The sequence below is a fragment of the Candidatus Pantoea rara genome, assembly GCF_051136265.1.
Lineage (GTDB): Bacteria > Pseudomonadota > Gammaproteobacteria > Enterobacterales > Enterobacteriaceae > Pantoea > Pantoea rara.
In genome coordinates, this window is sequence record NZ_CP194942.1 from 62,553 (window position 1) to 83,842 (window position 21,290).

Consider the following 21,290-nt stretch of genomic DNA (forward strand, 5'->3'; position numbering starts at 1 on the left):
TAGCAAAGAAGCTTTTCTGTCAGATGACTTAACGGCGCCAGTGCCGCAACAGGCGGCTTTTCATGCCGGTATCGAAACGCCAGATATGGTCGAAGATGCGCAGAATGCCTGGTTTCCCGTGGACCGACATGGCGACGGCATGAAAACGTTGCTGATTGTGTCGCTGGCGTTTTTTAATCGCCCCGATCACCTCTTCTGGCAGACGCTGGGCGATAAAATCGGAGACGATCACCGCATCAGCTTCCTGCCACAATGCGCCTTCCATCCGGGTTACAACGGAAGAGAGACAGGCGGCCAGATCGGTGCCGCCGCGAAAACGCTGGCTCAGAAAGCGAATCGCCTGTTCCAGCCCGTCGTCACCGGTCAGCTCATAGCCAATCACCTCATGGGCAAACAGCATAATGTAGCAGCGACGGCGATCGGCCAGCGCGACCTTTAGCAATGCCAGACACAACGCTTTGGCGCAGCGCTCATTGAAGCCACCCATCGAACCGGAGGTATCAACGCAGACGATGAATGGCCCGCGCGGCTGCTCTTCATGCTGCTGGTGGCTGGCCGGACGCATTGTCACCTTTTCATGCCAGGCATCGCCCTGCAGCTTGTAGGTCAGCAGCCGTTTCTCTACCAGCCGCCGGTAAAACTCCAGCTCCAGTTCGCTGATGCTTAGCGCAGCTAACTCCGGTGGCAGCAGACGCAGCACGTCATCGCTTTGATGAATACCGCTGACCTCTTCCGGCACGGACGCAGGCTCCTGCACCAACTGATGAAAAGCCTCCATCGGGGCATCCTGCGACGGCACCGATTTTGCCTCGCGGCTGCGACCCAGCTGTTGGGCCAGTTTCAGCAGCTCTGGCTGCTGCGCCAGAAAGTCGCCATATTGCAGCATTAACTGATAGTCGCCAGGCTGCAGTGACGCTTTGCTCATATCCCACAACCGGCCAGCGGCGGCTTCATCATCGTCGCCGAGAATGGGGGTCAGTTGACCGCTCAGCGCCATGCGCTGCTGCAGTTCGGCCAGCAGGCGTTCGCGCTGCTGCTCCAGCAACTGCTGATTCAGCGTCAGGGTCTGTAAGGTCAGGCTCAGCCGCCAGCGCTGCAAAAAAAGCTGGTGCTGTGCGCTGCTGAGATGGCTGATATCGGTATGCTGCAGCAGCCGGTTAGCTTCATCAAGAAAGGGGGACGGCAGGCTTTCAAGTGCCTGAAGTGTGGCATTCAGCTGGTGGCTGAATTCACGATCGCTGAGGAGTTGTACCCGCTGGAAAAGCTGAAACTCTTCGGCCAGTGTCGACGGAACCGGCGTGGCTTTGAGGTCGGCATTGATCTCCGCTCGCCAGCGCGGCACATCGCGCAGCAGCGCTTTTTTCAGGCCGGGAAACTTTTCAAAAAACAGCGCCAGCTGTGGCGACGCCAGCAAGGCAATAATCAGCTCTTCAATCAGTTCGGTCTCACCCACTGAGAGCAGCGTACTGAGCGTCTCCACTGAGATCATTTACGCGCCTGTTTCAGCTGTTCCGCCACATCCTGCAGGCTGGTTTCCACCCGCGCCAGCCAGTCATCACTGATGAACAGGCAGCGCTGATGCTGACTGAACTGGTGTCGCTGCGACCGCAGTTCACTCTCCAGTGCATCCAGCGCTTCGGTGATCTCACCGGGCAGCGGCTCGCTATTGCTGACGCCTGGCAGTGTCAGGCGCGACGATTGCAGGCTCACATCCCGGATCGCCAGGCAGTGCTGCGCATCGACCTGTAAATCCAGGCTCTGCGCAAAGCCAATCCCATTGAGCTTGCCGCGCACTTCGCCGCCTTTTTGCAGCCACTGATTCAGTGCATCACGCGCAATCACCAGATGGCTTACCTGCATATCATGCAGCATCAGCGGCTTTTGCAGCATCAGTGTCAGTTGCTCATCGGTAAAGCTTTCCGGCAGATCGTAATGGGGTTTGCGACTGAACATGCCGCTGTGTTTTTCCAGGGTGATCGCCTGCGCGATGCTCTGCTGTTGCTGCAGGGCCATACGACGCGCTTTTATCTGATGCAGTTTTAGCAGCATCGGCTGCTGCTGCCAGGCGTGCTGCGTCATCAACTGATCGATTTCGCGTTCCAGTAATTGCATGGACGCGACGTCATGCCAGAGACAATCTTTCAGCAGAATCAGGTCAATCGGCGCAATCACGTTGCGCCCGCTGTAAAAGGCGCTGGCCTGCAGCAGATGAATCGCTTTCTTCCAGCGGCGATCGGAAATGTAAGGCGCGGCGGGCTGGCTCTCCAGCTGCTGACGCAGCTGATAAATCAGCTCAAACACTGCATCGGGCAGACTGACCTGACTGATGCCGAGCTGCCATTGCGCATATTCTTCATCGCTGATGCGCAAGGATTCTGCGACCGGATTAGTGTGCTCATCCTGCTGGTGGGTCAGCATGCTGCGAAAGTTCTGCTTCTCATGCACATTATCCAGCCACAGGCGGATCAGCATCCGGTCGTAGAGCGCTTCAAGGCCGCTATCCGCTTCCGGCAGTTCATTTGAGGCCGTGACCAGCAGCCGCATCGGGATGGTCTCTTCGCTATCGCCATTGCGGAAGCGGCGTTCGTTGATAGCCGTCAGCAGGGTATTCAGAATCGCCGGGCCGGCTTTCCAGATCTCATCCAGAAAAACAATCTCCGCGTCGGGGAGATACCCTTTGGTCAGACGCTGATAGCGCCCCTCATCCTTCAGCGCCTGGATGGAGAGTGGGCCAAACACCTCTTCCGGTGTTGAAAAACGCGTCATCAGATATTCAAAGGCGCGGGCATGCTGAAAAGCATATTTGAGGCGGCGGGCAATCAGGCTCTTGGCAATGCCAGGTGGTCCCAGCAGGAACACGCTTTCGCCACTCAGCGCTGCAAGCAGGCAAAGACGAATGGCATGATGCCGCTCATACAATCCTTTTTCTAACGCGTTGCTAAGGCGAGAAATTCTTTCTGCCAAAAGATGGGGTTGAGCCATAATCACATCAATGTCCTTACGATCGTCGGGCCGCCGCGCTTAAGCAAGCGCTTTACTCTATAGATCATCATGCGTGAAAGCGTTGATAGCTGTCAGCTTTTTTGTTTCAGAAGGTTTGCCTGATTTTAAAACGACGCTAAATAACGCTTTATCGTCAGAAACGACCCCGTTACCCTGCCAGACAGGCGAAGCGGCTATAGGAATTTTTGGTAAACCGTGCATACTGTGCGCTTTTTGATGGCCTGAGCGAGAGGTTTTTGCGCCTCTTAGACTCCAACAAAAGATAACTCTATGAGCTCGGATAATAAGCAGTCACTTCGCGGATTAACGCTGGCCGCGATTGGTGTTGTTTACGGGGATATCGGCACCAGTCCGCTGTATACCCTGCGTGAATGTCTTTCAGGACAGTTCGGCTTCGGCGTTGAGCGGGAAGCGGTGTTTGGCTTTCTGTCGCTGATTTTCTGGCTGCTGGTGCTGGTGGTTTCACTGAAGTACATCAGTTATGTGATGCGCGCAGACAACGCCGGTGAAGGCGGAATACTGACATTGATGTCGCTGGCGGGCCGCCATACTGGTGCTCGCGCTACGGCGGTGCTGGTGATCATGGGCCTGATTGGCGGCAGCTTCTTCTATGGGGAAGTGGTTATCACGCCGGCCATTTCGGTGATGTCAGCTATTGAAGGTCTGGAGATTGCCGCGCCGTCGCTGGATCCCTTTATTGTGCCCATGTCGATTGCGGTGCTGACGCTGCTGTTTGCGATTCAGAAACATGGTACCGGCATGGTGGGCAAACTCTTTGCACCGGTCATGCTGGTGTGGTTCCTGGTGCTGGCGATCCTTGGGGTCAACGGCATTATGAAAAACCCGGAAGTGCTGCATGCGCTGAATCCCGCCTATGCGGTCGAATTCTTCCTGCACTATAAATCCGTCTCCTTCTTTGCGCTTGGCGCGGTGGTGCTGGCGATTACCGGGGTTGAAGCGCTCTATGCCGATATGGGGCACTTCGGTAAAGTGCCGATTCGGCTGGCCTGGTTCTCGGTCGTGCTGCCGTCGCTGGTGCTGAACTACTTTGGTCAGGGCGCGCTGTTACTTAGCGATCCCAAATCAATTAAAAACCCCTTCTTCCTGCTGGCGCCAGACTGGGCGCTGATTCCTATGCTGATTCTGGCGACGCTGGCCACGGTTATCGCCTCGCAGGCGGTGATCTCTGGTGTCTTCTCGCTGACGCGTCAGGCGGTACGACTGGGCTATCTGCCGGGGATGCGCATCATCCACACCTCTGAGCGCGAATCGGGCCAGATTTATATTCCGGTGATTAACTGGGTGCTCTACTTCGCGGTACTGATTGTGATTATCAGCTTTGAGCACTCAAGTAATCTGGCTGCAGCCTACGGTATTGCGGTGACCGGCACCATGGTGCTGACCGCAATGCTCTCCTGCACCGTGGCGGTTAAAAACTGGCACTGGAACAAACTGGCGGTGGCCGTCATTCTGGTATTAATGCTCTGCATCGACGTGCCGCTGTTTACCGCCAACCTGGTAAAAATCTTCTCCGGTGGCTGGTTGCCGCTCTGTCTCGGCCTGGTGATGTTTATCATTATGACGACGTGGAAAAGCGAGCGTTTCCGCCTGCTGCGCCGTATGCACGAACACGGCAACTCTCTGGAGGCAATGATTGCGTCACTGGAGAAATCGCCGCCGGTTCGCGTACCAGGCACGGCGGTTTATATGTCGCGTGCGCTGAATGTCATTCCGTTTGCCATGCTGCATAACCTTAAGCACAACAAAGTATTGCATGAGCGGGTTGTGCTGCTGACGTTGCGAACGGAAGATGCGCCTTACGTGCACAACGTGCGTCGCGTCACTATTGAGCAGCTGTCGCCGACCTTCTGGCGCGTGGTGGCCAGCTACGGCTGGCGCGAAACGCCAAACGTCGAGGAGATTTTCCACCGCTGCGGGCTGGAAGGGCTTAACTGCCGCATGATGGAGACGTCGTTCTTTATGTCGCATGAGTCGCTGATCATCGGCAAACGTCCTTGGTATCTGCGCCTGCGCGGCAAACTCTTCCTGGCGCTGCAGCGCAATGCGCTCCGCGCGCCAGACCAGTTTGAGATCCCGCCAAACCGGGTGATCGAGCTGGGCACTCAGGTCGAGATTTGATCTGCAGCGCCCGCCTTACGGGGCGGGCGCTGACCAGTGCAGCATGACGCATAACCCGCCGCCGGATCGCTGACTGAAGGTGACCCGCATTCCGTGCAACTGGGCAATGTTGCGGACTATCGACAATCCCAGCCCGCTACCACTCTTCTCCTGACCTGGCGGTCGCCAGAAACGCTCACCGAGCCGTTGCAGATCCGCTGGACTCAGCCCCTCGCCGTTATCCTCCACCGACAGACTATTTGCCTGCAACCGCACATCGACTTCGCTGCCCGCAGGTGTATAGCGAATGGCGTTATCCAGCAGATTCCTCACCAGCAGTGACAGTAACAGCGGATGCCCCTGAATCTGCGGATCGGCCTCTGCATGCAGTCTCAGCGTCACACCGGCTTTGTCCGCCAGCGGCAGCTGTGCGGCGAGCATCTCCTGCACCGTGCGTTTCAGTGCCACCGGTTCGAAAGCGCTACGCGCATCGTCGGCTTCAACCCGCGAGAGCGTCAGCAACTGATCCACCAGCCGTGTTGCGCGGACAATCCCGGCATTCAGTTGCTGTAGCGCATGGGTTCGCATCACTTCATCATCCGCAGTCAGCTGGATCACTTCGCTTTGCACCTGCAGCGCCGCCAGCGGGCTGCGCAGCTCATGCGCGGCATCGGAGGTAAAGCGTCGTTCACGCTGCATCATGGCGCTGATGCGGCTGAACAGACCATTGAGCGCGACCATCAGCGGTTGAACCTCTTTTGGCACGCGGTCTGCCTGCAGCGGCGTATCATCATCCGGTGCGCGCTGTGCGAGCTGCTGTGCCAGCGTCTTCAGCGGCCGCAGTTCAGACCAGACCAGACCGATTAGCAACAGCAACATAAAGGGCAGCGCGATCAGCCAGGGCAGCACACTGGCTTTCATCACATCCCGCGTCATGTCATCACGGTATTCCGACTCCTGACCCACCACCACCCGAAACTGCTTATCGGGTGTGGTCAGCCAGACAAATCGCCAGCGATCGTCATCATTGGTGAGCTGACCCTCATGAAATCCCTGATACTCCGCCTCAAACGGCAGATAACGACCATTATCGCCATCATTCATCACCTGCCTGCCGTCACGCGTGAAGACAGCAAAGGCCAGTGCATCATCATCCTGTTCACCGCGATGGTGGCGCAGCATCTCTTTGGTTCTGGGCAGCGTGGTCTTGTCCAGCGAGGAGAAATCCAGCGTCAGCAGACGCTTGGCCAGCAGCATCTGCTGGGTATCAAAGAGCTCATCAAGCGTTTCACGCGTCTGATGCCAGGCACTCAGGCTGGCACTGGCCCAGCATATGCCGAGCAGCAGCACAAAACCGATGCCCAGCCGCAGAAACAGGCTCATTGATCGCATTCGGCGGCCCCCAGGATATAACCGACGCCGTGGAGTGTGCGGATAAACGCGCTGCCCAGCTTTTTACGCAGATGATGGATATGCACTTCCACCGCATTGCTGGAGACGTCGGCGTCCCAGCTGTAGAGCTTTTCTTCCAGCTGGCTACGCGTCAGCACCCGACCCGGGTTTCGCATAAAGAGTTCCAGTAGCGCCAGTTCACGGCTTTTCAACTCAATCGTCTCACCCTCGCGCATTACACTGTGGCTGCCGGGGGTCAGCACCACGTTACCGTGGCGCAGTTCGGGCTGCAGCTGACCGTGACGACGGCGAATTAGCGCCTGTAAGCGAGCGGCCACTTCGGTTAAGGCAAAGGGCTTACACAGATAGTCATCCGCGCCCATCTGCAGGCCTTCGACCCGCTGATCGAGCGCATCGCGGGCGGTCAGAATCAGTACCGGCACATCGTTGCCCTGTTGTCGCCACTGTCGCAGGATATCGAGTCCATCCCGCTCTGGCAGAGAGAGATCCAGAATGACTGCATCCCAGGGCGCAGCCTCCAGCGCGTTAAAGCCCGACTCACCCGATGTAAACCAGTCAATGCTGAAGCCCAGTTTGCTCAGTCCCGCTTTAATACCGTCGCCAATTAAGCGATCGTCTTCAATCAGTAAAATACGCATCACGTCTCCCTGTTCCGATAGCGCTTTATACGAAGCAACTTCCTTACTGTACAGCTGATTTCGGCGAAAATAGCTTATTTTTACCGCTTAAGAAGCTGTTAAGAACTCTATGGTCAAATGGGCATGTTCAAACCGAAAACACCACTGAGAAAGGGGTACACCATGAAAAAGCACGCTGCAATTCTGGCCGTCGTTATGCTGGCTTCCGCCCCGGTTTTCGCTGCACAGCAGGGCGGATTTGTTGATCCCAGCGCGCCAGCCGCACAGACGCAGTCAGCAACCGGTCAGGGCGGCTTCAGTGCTGATCACACCAGTGTGGTGACTGTGAAGCAGGCTGAAGAGATGAAAGATGACAGCTGGATCACGGTGCGCGGCAAGCTGGAGAAACAGATGGGCAAGGAAGATTATCTGTTCCGCGACCAGACCGGCACCATGAAAGTCGAGATTGACCACAAGCACTGGAACGGCCAGACCATCACGCCCAAAGATAACGTTGAGCTGACGGGTGAACTGGATAAAGATTTCAACAGCATTGAGATGGACGTTAAGCAGGTTAAAAAACTGCCTTAATTTTTTCCTTCAGGGCCGCATTCGCGGCCCTTTTTTCTGCCCGTTCCCCGCCTTAATGCAAATTTCCCCCCGCGTGAGCGAAACGTTTCGATGGCGATCACAGATTTCTGTTTTGCCCGTTGAGTTGATGGCGGCTTTTCATACACTCCCAGCAGCGAAACGTTTCGCTGTGGAGTGAAAAGATGAAAAAAGGTCGCCTGTTAAACGCTGAACTCTCTCATGTGATTGCCCGCCTGGGACACACGGACACGCTGACAATTGCTGATGCAGGCTTGCCCATTCCGGCAGGACCGCAGCGCATCGACTTAGCGCTCACGCCGGGTACGCCCGATTTTATGCAGGTGGTTAATGCTGTCGCACTGGAGATGCAGGTAGAGAGCGCCCTGATCGCGGAGGAGATTAAGCAGCATAATCCGCAACTTCATAGCGCACTGGTCGCCGTGCTCGAAGCCTTGCAACAGCACCAGGGGAATATCATCACCATCAGCTACACCAGTCATGAACAATTCAAACAACAAACGCAGCGTAGTCAGGCAGTCATTCGCAGCGGAGAGTGTTCTCCGTTTGCGAATGTCATCCTCAGCGCCGGTGTGACCTTCTGAGGCCGCTATGCAACCTTTACTGCAACTCGACGGCATTGAAAAATCCTTTCCGGGTGTAAAAGCCCTCAAGGGAGCGTCGCTGAATGTCCGGGCAGGACGCGTGATGGCGCTGGTGGGCGAGAACGGCGCAGGCAAGTCCACCATGATGAAAGTGCTGACCGGGATCTATCAATATGATGCCGGTACGCTGCGCTGGCTCGGCAAAGAGACCCGTTTCAGTGGACCGAAAGCGTCTCAGGAAGCGGGCATTGGCATCATCCATCAGGAACTGAACCTGATCCCTCAGTTAACCGTGGCGGAGAATATTTTTCTCGGTCGTGAATATGTGGGGCGTTTTGGCCGTATTCAGTGGCCGCGTATGTATGACGAAGCGGATGCGCTGCTTAAACGTCTTAATCTGCGCTTCAATAGCCACAAGCTGGTGGGGGATTTGTCGATTGGCGATCAGCAGATGGTCGAAATCGCCAAAGTCCTGAGTTTTGAGTCGCAGGTCATCATCATGGATGAACCGACCGATGCGTTGACCGATACCGAGACGCTGTCGCTGTTCCGGGTGATCAACGAACTGAAAGCGCAGGGCTGCGGCATCGTCTACATCTCGCATCGCATGAAAGAGATCTTTGAGATCTGCGATGACGTCACGGTGTTCCGCGACGGTCAGTTTATTGCTGAACGTCCGGTCAGCGAGCTGACCGAAGAGAGCCTGATTGAGATGATGGTCGGCCGTAAGCTGGAAGATCAATATCCTCATATTGATCAGGCGCCGGGCGACGTGCGGCTGAAAGTGGATAACGTCAGCGGACCGGGCGTGGACAACGTCAGCTTCAGCCTGCGCAAAGGTGAAATCCTCGGCGTATCTGGTTTGATGGGCGCGGGCCGTACTGAACTGATGAAAGTGCTTTATGGCGCCTTGCCGCGTCGCGAAGGCAGCCTGTGGCTCAATGGTCGGGAAGTGGTGACACGTTCGCCGCAGGATGGACTGGCTAACGGCATTGTCTATATCTCCGAAGATCGTAAGCGCGATGGCCTGGTACTGGGCATGTCAGTGAAAGAGAACATGTCGCTGACGGCCCTGCGCTATTTCAGTCATGGCAGCGGCACGCTGAAACATGCGGCAGAGCAGCTGGCTGTAGGCGATTTTATCCGGCTGTTCAACGTTAAAACGCCTTCCATGGAACAGCCAATTGGCCTGCTTTCGGGCGGTAACCAGCAGAAAGTGGCAATTGCCCGCGGTCTGATGACCCGGCCCAACGTGCTGATACTGGACGAACCGACACGCGGTGTGGATGTCGGTGCGAAGAAAGAGATCTATCAACTGATTAACCAGTTTAAAGCCGAAGGGCTGAGCATCATCCTGGTCTCCTCGGAAATGCCGGAAGTACTGGGCATGAGCGATCGGATTCTGGTGATGCATGAAGGCCGTATCAGCGGCGAATTTACCCGAGAAGAAGCCACTCAGGAAAGCCTGATGGCAGCCGCCGTAGGCAAGCAACACAGCGAGGATTTAGTGGTATGACGACCCAAACTTTACCGGCCAGCCGTCGCTGGTTTAGCAAAAGCTGGCTACTGGAACAGAAGTCGCTGATTGCGCTGATGGTGCTGATCGCCGTGGTGGCAAGCCAGAGCCCGAACTTCTTTACTGTGGCAAACCTCTTCAACATTCTGCAGCAGACCTCGGTTAACGCCATTATGGCGGTCGGGATGACTCTGGTGATCCTGACCTCCGGTATCGACCTCTCTGTGGGGTCGTTGCTGGCCCTGACGGGCGCGGTCGGTGCATCGCTGGTGGGCATGGAAGTCAATGCCCTGGTTGCGGTGGCGGCTTCGCTGGCGCTGGGGGCGGCAATCGGTGCCCTGACCGGGACCATTGTGGCGCGCGGCAAGGTACAGGCGTTTATCGCTACGCTGGTCATGATGCTGCTGCTGCGCGGTGTCACCATGGTCTACACCGACGGCAGCCCGATTAACACCGGCTTCAGTGCCAATGCCGATCTGCTGGGCTGGTTTGGTATTGGTCGCCCGCTGGGTATCCCTGCGCCGGTCTGGCTGATGGCGCTGGTCTTTATCGCCGCCTGGTACATGCTGCAACACACCCGCCTGGGCCGCTACATCTATGCGCTAGGCGGCAATGAAGCGGCAACGCGTCTCTCAGGCATTAATGTGAACCGCGTCAAAATCATCGTCTATTCACTGAGTGGCATGCTGGCAGCGCTGGCGGGCACCATTGAAGTGGCGCGTCTCTCTTCGGCACAGCCGACAGCGGGCACCGGCTATGAGCTGGATGCGATTGCTGCGGTCGTACTGGGCGGAACCAGCCTGGCAGGCGGCAAAGGCCGTATTTTCGGCACCCTGATTGGCGCGCTGATCCTCGGCTTCCTGAACAACGGCCTGAACCTGATGGGCGTCTCTTCGTACTACCAGATGATCGTTAAAGCGGTAGTCATCCTGCTGGCGGTGCTGGTGGATAATAAAAGCAGTAAATAACTCTGACCTTACACAGGATAACAAGATGAAAAAGTTAACCGCACTGGCCATGATCCTCGGCGCAACGCTCAGTACCAGCGCTATGGCAAAAGATACCATCGCGCTGGTGGTTTCAACCCTTAACAACCCGTTCTTTGTCTCCCTGAAAGAGGGTGCACAGAAAGAAGCCGACAAGCTGGGCTACAACCTGGTCGTGCTGGATTCACAGAACAACCCGGCGAAAGAGCTGGCGAACGTGCAGGATCTGACCGTTCGCGGCACTAAGCTGCTGCTGATCAACCCGACTGACTCTGATGCCGTAGGCAACGCAGTGAAGATGGCTAACCAGGCGAACATTCCGGTTATCACTCTGGATCGCGTTGCTGCACAGGGCACCGTGGTCAGCCACGTCGCTTCTGATAACCGTTTCGGCGGTAAAATGGCCGGTGACTTCATCGCCAAAAAAGTCGGCGAAAACGCCAAAATTATTGAGCTGCAGGGCATTGCTGGTACCTCTGCTGCACGCGAACGTGGCGAAGGCTTCAAACAGGCCGCTGATGCGCATAAATTCCAGATCCTCGCCAGCCAGCCTGCGGACTTTGACCGTACTAAAGGTCTGAACGTCATGCAGAACCTGCTTCAGGCGCATCCGGATGTTCAGGCGGTATTCGCTCAGAACGACGAAATGGCACTGGGTGCACTGCGTGCACTGCAGACCGCCGGAAAAACAGGTGTGATCGTGGTTGGTTTTGACGGCACTGCTGATGGCGTTAAAGCCGTAGAAGCTGGCAAACTGTCTGCGACCGTGGCACAGATGCCAGACAAAATTGGCATGATCGGCGTGGATACCGCTGATAAAGTGCTGAAGGGTGAAAAAGTGAAGGCGATCAATCCGGTCGACCTGAAGCTGGTCACTCAATAACTCAAAGAAAAGCAGGGCACCGCGCCACCCTCCCGGTGGCGCACTTATTCCGGACTCCCCTAATGAGCAAAAACGCAAAACTGGCCGTTCTTGGCAGTATTAACGCTGACCACATCCTTAATCTGGCGCACTTCCCTCGTCCCGGTGAAACGGTGATCGGGCAGAAGTATCAGATTGCGTTTGGCGGTAAAGGTGCAAATCAGGCAGTAGCCGCTGGTCGTGCTGGTGCCGATATCGCGTTTATCGCCTGTGTAGGCGCGGACGACATTGGCGAACGTATTCGCGAGCAGCTCACACAGGACAATATTGATACCTCGCCGGTCGAGGTCGTCGAGGGTGAGTCGACCGGTGTCGCGATGATTTTCGTCAACGGTGATGGTGAGAACAACATCGGCATCTACTCGGGTGCAAACGCGGCGTTAACACCCGATTGCGTAGCGCGTCATCAGCAGGTTATCGCCGATGCCGATGCACTATTAATGCAGCTGGAATCGCCACTGGAAAGCGTGCTGGCCGCCGCGACCTTCGCCCGGCAGCATCAGACGCAGGTTATTCTCAATCCGGCACCCGCTTCCCGTCTCTCAGATGAGCTGCTGGCGCTGATCGACATTATTACGCCGAATGAGACCGAAGCCGAGAGTCTGACCGGCATTGCGGTCAACAACGATGAAGATGCGGCTCGCGCTGCGGAAGTGCTGCATGCCAAAGGCATCGGCACGGTACTGATTACGCTCGGTCGACGCGGTGTCTGGCTAAGCGAGCAGGGTGACGGTCAGCGCATTGCGGGCTTCAGCGTTAAAGCTATCGACACCATCGCGGCGGGTGACACTTTTAACGGTGCCTTTATTACCGCGCGACTGGAGCAGAAACCCATGTACGACGCGGTGCGATTTGCCCATGCCGCCGCCGCTATTGCCGTTACCCGCTCGGGTGCGCAGCCCTCCGTGCCGTGGCGCGCGGAGATCGATGATTTTTTGCAGCAACAGGGCTAAGCACTTGAGCACCATGAAAGATGTCGCTCGCCTGGCGGGCGTATCTACCTCCACTGTCTCGCACGTGATCAATAACAATCGCTTTGTCAGTGAAGGCGTGCGGGAAAAAGTTGAGCAGGCCATCCGCCACCTTAACTACGCCCCTTCTGCGCTGGCGCGCAGTCTGAAGATCAATCAGACGCACACCATTGGTATGCTGCTGACCACCAGTAGTAACCCCTTTTATGCCGAAGTGGTGCGAGGCGTGGAGGAGAGCTGTTATCAGCGTGGCTACAGTCTGATTCTTTGTAACACGGCAGGTAATGAGGAGCGGATGAACCGCAGCCTGGAAACGCTGATGCAGAAGCGCGTCGATGGTTTACTGATCATGTGTACTGAAAGTCACCTGCCCTCGGCAGACATTTTGAACCGTTATCCTTCTATACCTGCGGTGATGATGGACTGGGCTCCCTTTGAAGGCCGCGGTGACATTATTCAGGATAACGCGCTGCTGGGCGGAGAGCTGGCGACGCAGCATCTTATCGACAGCGGTTATACCCGCATCGCCTGTATCGCCGGTCCGCAGGATAAAACCCCGGCACGTATGCGTCTGGAAGGTTATCGCAACGCCATGACAAAAAGTGGCCTGGAGATTCTTCCCGGCTATGTAGTCAATGGGGACTTTGAATTTCAGGGGGGTTACAACGGGATGGTCGAGCTGCTGGCGCTGGAAACGCCGCCGGAAGCCGTATTTACCAGTAACGATGCGATGGCAGTCGGCGTTTATCACGCGCTCTATCAGGCCGGGATGCGGGTTCCGCAGCAGATGGCGGTCATGGGATATGACGATATTGAACTGGCGCGTTATCTCACTCCGCCACTGAGTACCATCCATCAGCCGAAAGATGCGCTGGGTGAACTGGCGATAGACACCTTAATTCATCGTCTCAGCGATCCCGACGCCAGCCAGCAAACGCTGGTGCTGACGCCGGAACTGGTGGTGCGGGGTTCGGTTTAGCGCTTCTTCTTGTCGCGATTACTAATCAGGTTACGTCCATCCCCGTTTTTCAGCAGCATAAAGGTCAGCGCCGAAAGTACGGTGACGATACCCATGGTCAGAAACGTAGCGTGGAACTGTGAAATGGTGCTGGTTTCAAACTCCTGATAGAAGCGCAGCACCGCAGCGCTCACGGCTACACCAAAACTGATCGCTAATTGCTGTGTCACGGCCAGCACGCTGTTACCCCCGCTGGCGTTATCATCATCCAGGTCGGCCAGAGTAATGGTATTCATGGCAGTGAACTGTGTAGACATGGCCATACCGAGAACAAATAGCGGAAGTAGTAGTACAAAGATACTTTCAGCGGGTGACTGCAGGGAGAAGCTGGCGATCAGAATACCAATAATAGCGGTAATGCCAATCAGCAGGCGGCGATAGCCCAGCCAGCGGAGCAGCTGTGTCACCGTGGACTTCGCCAGAATTGAACCCACAGCGATAGGTGCCATCATGCAGCCGGCGATAATCGCTGAATAGCCAAAGCCAACCTGCAACATGAGCGGCATCAAAAAGGGCACGCAACCGGTGCCGAGACGAGAGGCAATGTTGCCGCCGATGCCAACGGAGAAAGTCCGGGTTTTAAACATCGGCAGGTTGATCAGTGGTGAAGGGTGATTTCGGGCATGCACTATATAGAGAAGTAAAAGCACAATTCCGCTGACTAATATCCCGCCAGCCAGCCAGGCGGAAACAATCCGCTCACCGAACAGTTCAATCCCAATCGAGATCATCACCAGTCCAGCTCCGAATAATATGAAACCGAAAAAGTCGAAGCGGCGCTTGGGTGTGGTGAAGTCGGGCATATATTTGCGTGCATAGATAATGCCGAGAATGCCAATCGGGATATTAATCAGGAAGATCCAGTGCCAGGTTGCGTAGGTGACCAGCACGCCGCCCAGCATCGGTCCCAGTATCGGGCCAACCAGTCCCGGCATAGTGACAAAGTTGAGCACCGGCAGCAGTTCACTGCGCGGATAGGCACGTAACAGCGCCAGTCGCGCGACCGGCATCATCATTGCGCCACCGACGCCCTGTACGATGCGCGACATGACGAGCACCGAAAGCGTCGGTGACAGCGCACAAGCCAGCGAACCCAGGGTAAACAGCGAAACCGCAATGATAAAGACTTTGCGCGTGCCGAAGCGATCGGCGAGCCAGCCGCTGACCGGAATCAACATCGCGACAGTCAGGGTGTAACTGATGACGGCGGATTGCATGGCCAGGGGAGAACGATCGAGGCTGGTGGCGATAGCGGGTAAGGCAGTATTCAGTATCGTGGCGTCGAGTGACTGCATGAAAAAGGCCATTGCAGCTATCCATGGCAAACCAGCCATGCTGCGCGAGGATTTTATCATTGAGTGTCCTTCCTGGGTTATCCTGCGAGAAGAAGCAAAATAATAGCATCCGTAATTGGCAACGGCAGGCCTCTTTACAACGTTTAGTAGCCACTTTTGTGCGTTATTCGGCCATGAAACGTCTCTTTTTAAGCCGTTCGTTTAAAAAAGATGCGCTCAGTAAATTAATTCGAAGAAACACTTGTCAGGCTGAGGAAACTCCCTATAATGCGCCTCCATCAACACGGAACACCGGCAACGGGAAACGGGCTGAGAGGCGCAGGAGACTGGGCCGCCGGAGAAAAACTTCTGAAAAAGAGGTTGACTCTGCAGGAGGGAAGCGTAATATACGCCACCTCGCGACAGGACGCTAACGCACTGTTCGCACTGCTCTTTAACAATTTATCAGACAATCTGTGTGGGCACTCGCAGGATTGATATCAGCGTCTCCGGACGTAAAAAATATCAAGCCTCACGAGTGAACACATAATGAAATTCATTATGACGTTTTACAGATGAGCACAGCTTAACTTGTTTAAGCAAATCAAACTTAAATTGAAGAGTTTGATCATGGCTCAGATTGAACGCTGGCGGCAGGCCTAACACATGCAAGTCGGACGGTAGCACAGAGGAGCTTGCTCCTTGGGTGACGAGTGGCGGACGGGTGAGTAATGTCTGGGGATCTGCCCGATAGAGGGGGATAACCACTGGAAACGGTGGCTAATACCGCATAACGTCGCAAGACCAAAGAGGGGGACCTTCGGGCCTCTCACTATCGGATGAACCCAGATGGGATTAGCTAGTAGGCGGGGTAATGGCCCACCTAGGCGACGATCCCTAGCTGGTCTGAGAGGATGACCAGCCACACTGGAACTGAGACACGGTCCAGACTCCTACGGGAGGCAGCAGTGGGGAATATTGCACAATGGGCGCAAGCCTGATGCAGCCATGCCGCGTGTATGAAGAAGGCCTTCGGGTTGTAAAGTACTTTCAGCGGGGAGGAAGGCGATGCGGTTAATAACCGCGTCGATTGACGTTACCCGCAGAAGAAGCACCGGCTAACTCCGTGCCAGCAGCCGCGGTAATACGGAGGGTGCAAGCGTTAATCGGAATTACTGGGCGTAAAGCGCACGCAGGCGGTCTGTTAAGTCAGATGTGAAATCCCCGGGCTTAACCTGGGAACTGCATTTGAAACTGGCAGGCTTGAGTCTTGTAGAGGGGGGTAGAATTCCAGGTGTAGCGGTGAAATGCGTAGAGATCTGGAGGAATACCGGTGGCGAAGGCGGCCCCCTGGACAAAGACTGACGCTCAGGTGCGAAAGCGTGGGGAGCAAACAGGATTAGATACCCTGGTAGTCCACGCCGTAAACGATGTCGACTTGGAGGTTGTTCCCTTGAGGAGTGGCTTCCGGAGCTAACGCGTTAAGTCGACCGCCTGGGGAGTACGGCCGCAAGGTTAAAACTCAAATGAATTGACGGGGGCCCGCACAAGCGGTGGAGCATGTGGTTTAATTCGATGCAACGCGAAGAACCTTACCTACTCTTGACATCCACGGAATTTGGCAGAGATGCCTTAGTGCCTTCGGGAACCGTGAGACAGGTGCTGCATGGCTGTCGTCAGCTCGTGTTGTGAAATGTTGGGTTAAGTCCCGCAACGAGCGCAACCCTTATCCTTTGTTGCCAGCGAGTAATGTCGGGAACTCAAAGGAGACTGCCGGTGATAAACCGGAGGAAGGTGGGGATGACGTCAAGTCATCATGGCCCTTACGAGTAGGGCTACACACGTGCTACAATGGCGCATACAAAGAGAAGCGACCTCGCGAGAGCAAGCGGACCTCACAAAGTGCGTCGTAGTCCGGATCGGAGTCTGCAACTCGACTCCGTGAAGTCGGAATCGCTAGTAATCGTGGATCAGAATGCCACGGTGAATACGTTCCCGGGCCTTGTACACACCGCCCGTCACACCATGGGAGTGGGTTGCAAAAGAAGTAGGTAGCTTAACCTTCGGGAGGGCGCTTACCACTTTGTGATTCATGACTGGGGTGAAGTCGTAACAAGGTAACCGTAGGGGAACCTGCGGTTGGATCACCTCCTTACCTGAAGATACCTTCCCGCGCAGTGTCCACACAGATTGTCTGATAAAAAGTAATGAGCAGGACGGCTGCGAAGTCGTGACACGATCGTGTCCCCTTCGTCTAGCGGTTAGGACTCCGCCCTTTCACGGCGGCAACAGGGGTTCGAATCCCCTAGGGGACGCCACCTGCTTGGTGACAGGTGAAAGGTGTCTCCATACAGTATCTCAAAACCGTTCTGGTTGCGTAAGCAGCCGTGGCGCGTTTGAGATATTTGCTCTTTAACAATCCGGAACAAGCTGAAAATTGAAACGACGCGTCGTTTTCATTCTCCGTAATAAGAATGAAAAGCACGATGCGTTCGAGTCTCTCAAATGCTCGTGACTTACAAGCGTTGTAAAACGCCTGTGGGTTGTGAGGTTAAGCGACTAAGCGTACACGGTGGATGCCCAGGCAGTCAGAGGCGATGAAGGACGTGCTAATCTGCGTAAAGCGACGGTAAGGTGATATGAACCGCTACAGCCGTCGATGTCCGAATGGGGAAACCCGGTGCACTCTGTGCATCATTGCAGCATGAATACATAGTGCTGCAAGGCGAACCGGGGGAACTGAAACATCTAAGTACCCCGAGGAAAAGAAATCAACCGAGATTCCCCCAGTAGCGGCGAGCGAACGGGGAGCAGCCCAGAGCCTGAATCAGCATGTGTGTTAGTGGAAGCGTCTGGAAAGTCGCAGGGTACAGGGTGATACTCCCGTACACAAAAGCACACGCGCTGTGAGCTCGATGAGTAAGGCGGGACACGTGGTATCCTGTCTGAATATGGGGGGACCATCCTCCAAGGCTAAATACTCCTGACTGACCGATAGTGAACCAGTACCGTGAGGGAAAGGCGAAAAGAACCCCGGCGAGGGGAGTGAAACAGAACCTGAAACCGTGTACGTACAAGCAGTGGGAGCCTTGATTTATCAGGGTGACTGCGTACCTTTTGTATAATGGGTCAGCGACTTATATTCTGTAGCAAGGTTAACCGTATAGGGGAGCCGCAGGGAAACCGAGTCTTAACTGGGCGTTAAGTTGCAGGGTATAGACCCGAAACCCGGTGATCTAGCCATGGGCAGGTTGAAGGTTGGGTAACACTAACTGGAGGACCGAACCGACTAATGTTGAAAAATTAGCGGATGACCTGTGGCTGGGGGTGAAAGGCCAATCAAACCGGGAGATAGCTGGTTCTCCCCGAAAGCTATTTAGGTAGCGCCTCGTGAACTCATCTTCGGGGGTAGAGCACTGTTTCGGCTAGGGGGCCATCCCGGCTTACCAACCCGATGCAAACTGCGAATACCGGAGAATGTTATCACGGGAGACACACGGCGGGTGCTAACGTCCGTCGTGAAGAGGGAAACAACCCAGACCGCCAGCTAAGGTCCCAAAGTCATGGTTAAGTGGGAAACGATGTGGGAAGGCACAGACAGCCAGGATGTTGGCTTAGAAGCAGCCATCATTTAAAGAAAGCGTAATAGCTCACTGGTCGAGTCGGCCTGCGCGGAAGATGTAACGGGGCTAAACCATGCACCGAAGCTGCGGCAGCGACACTATGTGTTGTTGGGTAGGGGAGCGTTCTGTAAGCCGTCGAAGGTGGCCTGTGAGGGCTGCTGGAGGTATCAGAAGTGCGAATGCTGACATAAGTAACGATAAAGCGGGTGAAAAGCCCGCTCGCCGGAAGACCAAGGGTTCCTGTTCAACGTTAATCGGAGCAGGGTGAGTCGACCCCTAAGGCGAGGCCGAAAGGCGTAGTCGATGGGAAACAGGTTAATATTCCTGTACTCGGTGTTACTGCGAAGGGGGGACGGAGAAGGCTATATCGGCCGGGCGACGGTTGTCCCGGTTTAAGCGTGTAGGCGGAGGGTCCAGGTAAATCCGGTCCCTTATCAACGCTGAGGCGTGACGACGAGGCACTACGGTGCTGAAGTGATAAATGCCCAGCTTCCAGGAAAAGCCTCTAAGCATCAGGTAACACAGAATCGTACCCCAAACCGACACAGGTGGTCAGGTAGAGAATACCAAGGCGCTTGAGAGAACTCGGGTGAAGGAACTAGGCAAAATGGTGCCGTAACTTCGGGAGAAGGCACGCTGGCGCGTAGGTGGAGGGACCTGCTCCCCGAGCCGAAGCCAGTCGAAGATACCAGCTGGCTGCAACTGTTTATTAAAAACACAGCACTGTGCAAACACGAAAGTGGACGTATACGGTGTGACGCCTGCCCGGTGCCGGAAGGTTAATTGATGGGGTTATCCGCAAGGAGAAGCTCTTGATCGAAGCCCCGGTAAACGGCGGCCGTAACTATAACGGTCCTAAGGTAGCGAAATTCCTTGTCGGGTAAGTTCCGACCTGCACGAATGGCGTAATGATGGCCAGGCTGTCTCCACCCGAGACTCAGTGAAATTGAACTCGCTGTGAAGATGCAGTGTACCCGCGGCAAGACGGAAAGACCCCGTGAACCTTTACTACAGCTTGACACTGAACATTGAGCCTTGATGTGTAGGATAGGTGGGAGGCTTTGAAGCGCGGACGCCAGTTCGCGTGGAGCCAACCTTGAAATACCACCCTTTAATGTTTGATGTTCTAACGTAGGCCCGTTACCCGGGCTGCGGACAGTGTCTGGTGGGTAGTTTGACTGGGGCGGTCTCCTCCTAAAGAGTAACGGAGGAGCACGAAGGTCAGCTAATCACGGTCGGACATCGTGAGGTTAGTGCAATGGCATAAGCTGGCTTGACTGCGAGAGTGACGGCTCGAGCAGGTGCGAAAGCAGGTCATAGTGATCCGGTGGTTCTGAATGGAAGGGCCATCGCTCAACGGATAAAAGGTACTCCGGGGATAACAGGCTGATACCGCCCAAGAGTTCATATCGACGGCGGTGTTTGGCACCTCGATGTCGGCTCATCACATCCTGGGGCTGAAGTAGGTCCCAAGGGTACGGCTGTTCGCCGTTTAAAGTGGTACGCGAGCTGGGTTTAGAACGTCGTGAGACAGTTCGGTCCCTATCTGCCGTGGGCGCTGGAGAATTGAGGGGGGTTGCTCCTAGTACGAGAGGACCGGAGTGAACGCACCACTGGTGTTCGGGTTGTCATGCCAATGGCATTGCCCGGTAGCTAAGTGCGGAAAAGATAAGTGCTGAAAGCATCTAAGCACGAAACTTGCCCCGAGATGAGTTCTCCCTGACTCCTTGAGAGTCCTGAAGGGACGTTGAAGACTACGACGTTGATAGGCCGGGTGTGTAAGCGCAGCGATGCGTTGAGCTAACCGGTACTAATGACCCGTGAGGCTTAACCTTACAACGCCAGAGGCGTTTTTGAGAGACACGATTTTCAGCCTTGTACCGGATAATCTGCGCGGCCTTAACGGGCGGCGCGGAGACAGAATTTGCCTGGCGGCTTTAGCGCGGTGGTCCCACCTGACCCCATGCCGAACTCAGAAGTGAAACGCCGTAGCGCCGATGGTAGTGTGGGGTCTCCCCATGCGAGAGTAGGGAACTGCCAGGCATCAAATAAGTGAAGAAGCCCCGCACGGAAGTGCGGGGCTTTTTTACGTCTGCAGATCGTGAAAAAAAAATTCTAATTACCTGATTCAGAACTTTTTCAGCCAGCCAGCAATGAAATCTGCAACGCTATCCGGACGATTTATATCCAGTACCGGCACGCTCAACGCTAATTTCTGGTCGCTGGCGACGGCGATCACCTGCTCATCCAGCAACTCATCGATCCCTCCCTTGATCCCGGCACGCCATAGAACAATTTTAGGCACCGGTTCCTCTTTAAAGCCCTCGACCAGCACTATCTCCAGCGTAGAGTGATCCATGCGGCTGAGCAGATAAGGCAAATCAATCGACGTTTTTTCCGGCGTTTCACACATCAATGCCCATCGCTCTGAACTGGCTACCATCACCTGACTGGCCCCGGCTTTTCTTAGCAGATAGCTGTCTTTACCTGGCGTATCCACATCCATCTGATGATGCGTGTGCTTAATCAGTCCGGCGCGAATACCCCGACTACTAAGAATTGGTATAACCTGCTGCAACAACGTCGTTTTGCCGGTTCCACTCCAGCCAGCAATCGCGAGTAAGGGGACTGACATA

At 55.3% G+C, this 21,290-nt stretch carries 14 protein-coding genes, 1 tRNA gene and 3 rRNA genes; 12 read left to right on the forward strand and 6 right to left on the reverse strand.

The genetic code is table 11. The features are described 5' to 3' along the window. Positions 1-28: 28 nt before the first annotated feature. Together viaA and ravA are read right to left on the reverse strand one after the other, a co-directional pair. Positions 29-1,489, reverse strand: coding sequence for an ATPase RavA stimulator ViaA (gene viaA / locus ACR8BF_RS00295; RefSeq protein ID WP_434745408.1), 1,461 nt, complete (start codon positions 1,487-1,489; stop codon positions 29-31). After that, positions 1,486-2,982 (reverse strand): ATPase RavA, encoded by a 1,497-nt coding sequence (gene ravA / locus ACR8BF_RS00300; RefSeq protein WP_434745409.1) that lies wholly within the window; start codon positions 2,980-2,982, stop codon positions 1,486-1,488. The genes viaA and ravA overlap by 4 nt, the downstream gene beginning before the upstream one ends. A 291-nt stretch (positions 2,983-3,273) precedes the next feature. Here ravA and kup point away from each other — a divergent pair, with 291 nt between their 5' ends. Next, entirely contained in the window at positions 3,274-5,142 is a 1,869-nt protein-coding gene (gene kup, locus ACR8BF_RS00305) for a low affinity potassium transporter Kup (RefSeq protein WP_179898904.1), read from the forward strand. A gap of 15 nt (positions 5,143-5,157) precedes the next feature. Here kup and qseC read toward each other — a convergent pair whose 3' ends face one another. Then, the gene (gene qseC / locus ACR8BF_RS00310) at positions 5,158-6,513 is read right to left on the reverse strand and encodes a quorum sensing histidine kinase QseC (protein ID WP_434745410.1); all 1,356 of its coding nucleotides are present in this window, start codon (positions 6,511-6,513) and stop codon (positions 5,158-5,160) included. Continuing rightward, positions 6,501-7,172: a quorum sensing response regulator transcription factor QseB gene (gene qseB, locus ACR8BF_RS00315; protein WP_434745411.1), complete on the reverse strand. Its 672-nt coding sequence runs from the start codon at positions 7,170-7,172 to the stop codon at positions 6,501-6,503. Before qseB ends, qseC begins: the two co-directional genes overlap by 13 nt. Positions 7,173-7,334: 162 nt before the next feature. Here qseB and ACR8BF_RS00320 point away from each other — a divergent pair, with 162 nt between their 5' ends. From ACR8BF_RS00320 to rbsR, 7 genes are all read left to right on the forward strand, one after another. Continuing rightward, a complete protein-coding gene (locus ACR8BF_RS00320) occupies positions 7,335-7,742 on the forward strand; it encodes a YgiW/YdeI family stress tolerance OB fold protein (RefSeq protein ID WP_179898901.1) in 408 nt (135 codons plus the stop codon). A 182-nt stretch (positions 7,743-7,924) separates the two neighbouring features. After that, the gene (gene rbsD / locus ACR8BF_RS00325; RefSeq protein WP_003849483.1) at positions 7,925-8,344 is read left to right on the forward strand and encodes a D-ribose pyranase; all 420 of its coding nucleotides are present in this window, start codon (positions 7,925-7,927) and stop codon (positions 8,342-8,344) included. Between the two features lie 7 nt (positions 8,345-8,351). Then, a complete protein-coding gene (gene rbsA, locus ACR8BF_RS00330) occupies positions 8,352-9,860 on the forward strand; it encodes a ribose ABC transporter ATP-binding protein RbsA (protein WP_434745412.1) in 1,509 nt (502 codons plus the stop codon). Then, positions 9,857-10,828: a ribose ABC transporter permease gene (gene rbsC / locus ACR8BF_RS00335; RefSeq protein ID WP_013359547.1), complete on the forward strand. Its 972-nt coding sequence runs from the start codon at positions 9,857-9,859 to the stop codon at positions 10,826-10,828. Before rbsA ends, rbsC begins: the two co-directional genes overlap by 4 nt. Positions 10,829-10,853: 25 nt before the next feature. Further along, a complete protein-coding gene (gene rbsB / locus ACR8BF_RS00340) occupies positions 10,854-11,729 on the forward strand; it encodes a ribose ABC transporter substrate-binding protein RbsB (protein WP_098051971.1) in 876 nt (291 codons plus the stop codon). Positions 11,730-11,791: 62 nt separating this feature from the next. Further along, positions 11,792-12,721: a ribokinase gene (rbsK, locus tag ACR8BF_RS00345; RefSeq protein WP_434745413.1), complete on the forward strand. Its 930-nt coding sequence runs from the start codon at positions 11,792-11,794 to the stop codon at positions 12,719-12,721. Positions 12,722-12,734: 13 nt separating this feature from the next. Continuing rightward, entirely contained in the window at positions 12,735-13,718 is a 984-nt protein-coding gene (gene rbsR, locus ACR8BF_RS00350; RefSeq protein WP_179899054.1) for a ribose operon transcriptional repressor RbsR, read from the forward strand. On the opposite strand, the gene mdtD is transcribed toward rbsR, so the two are convergent. Further along, positions 13,715-15,112: a multidrug transporter subunit MdtD gene (gene mdtD, locus ACR8BF_RS00355; RefSeq protein WP_313700740.1), complete on the reverse strand. Its 1,398-nt coding sequence runs from the start codon at positions 15,110-15,112 to the stop codon at positions 13,715-13,717. The genes rbsR and mdtD overlap by 4 nt on opposite strands. Before the next feature lie 531 nt (positions 15,113-15,643). Between mdtD and ACR8BF_RS00360 the strand changes: the two genes are divergently transcribed. From ACR8BF_RS00360 to rrf, 4 genes are all read left to right on the forward strand, one after another. Then, a 16S ribosomal RNA gene (locus tag ACR8BF_RS00360) occupies positions 15,644-17,186 on the forward strand. Between the two features lie 88 nt (positions 17,187-17,274). Then, positions 17,275-17,349 (forward strand) — tRNA-Glu (locus ACR8BF_RS00365). A 231-nt stretch (positions 17,350-17,580) separates the two neighbouring features. After that, positions 17,581-20,489 (forward strand): 23S ribosomal RNA (locus tag ACR8BF_RS00370). Positions 20,490-20,581: 92 nt separating this feature from the next. Then, positions 20,582-20,697 (forward strand): 5S ribosomal RNA (gene rrf, locus ACR8BF_RS00375). The 16S, 23S and 5S rRNA genes sit together here with 1 tRNA gene alongside, the layout of an rRNA operon. A gap of 85 nt (positions 20,698-20,782) precedes the next feature. Here rrf and mobB read toward each other — a convergent pair. Further along, a complete protein-coding gene (gene mobB / locus ACR8BF_RS00380) occupies positions 20,783-21,289 on the reverse strand; it encodes a molybdopterin-guanine dinucleotide biosynthesis protein MobB (RefSeq protein WP_179899188.1) in 507 nt (168 codons plus the stop codon). Between the last annotated feature and the right edge of the window lies 1 nt (position 21,290).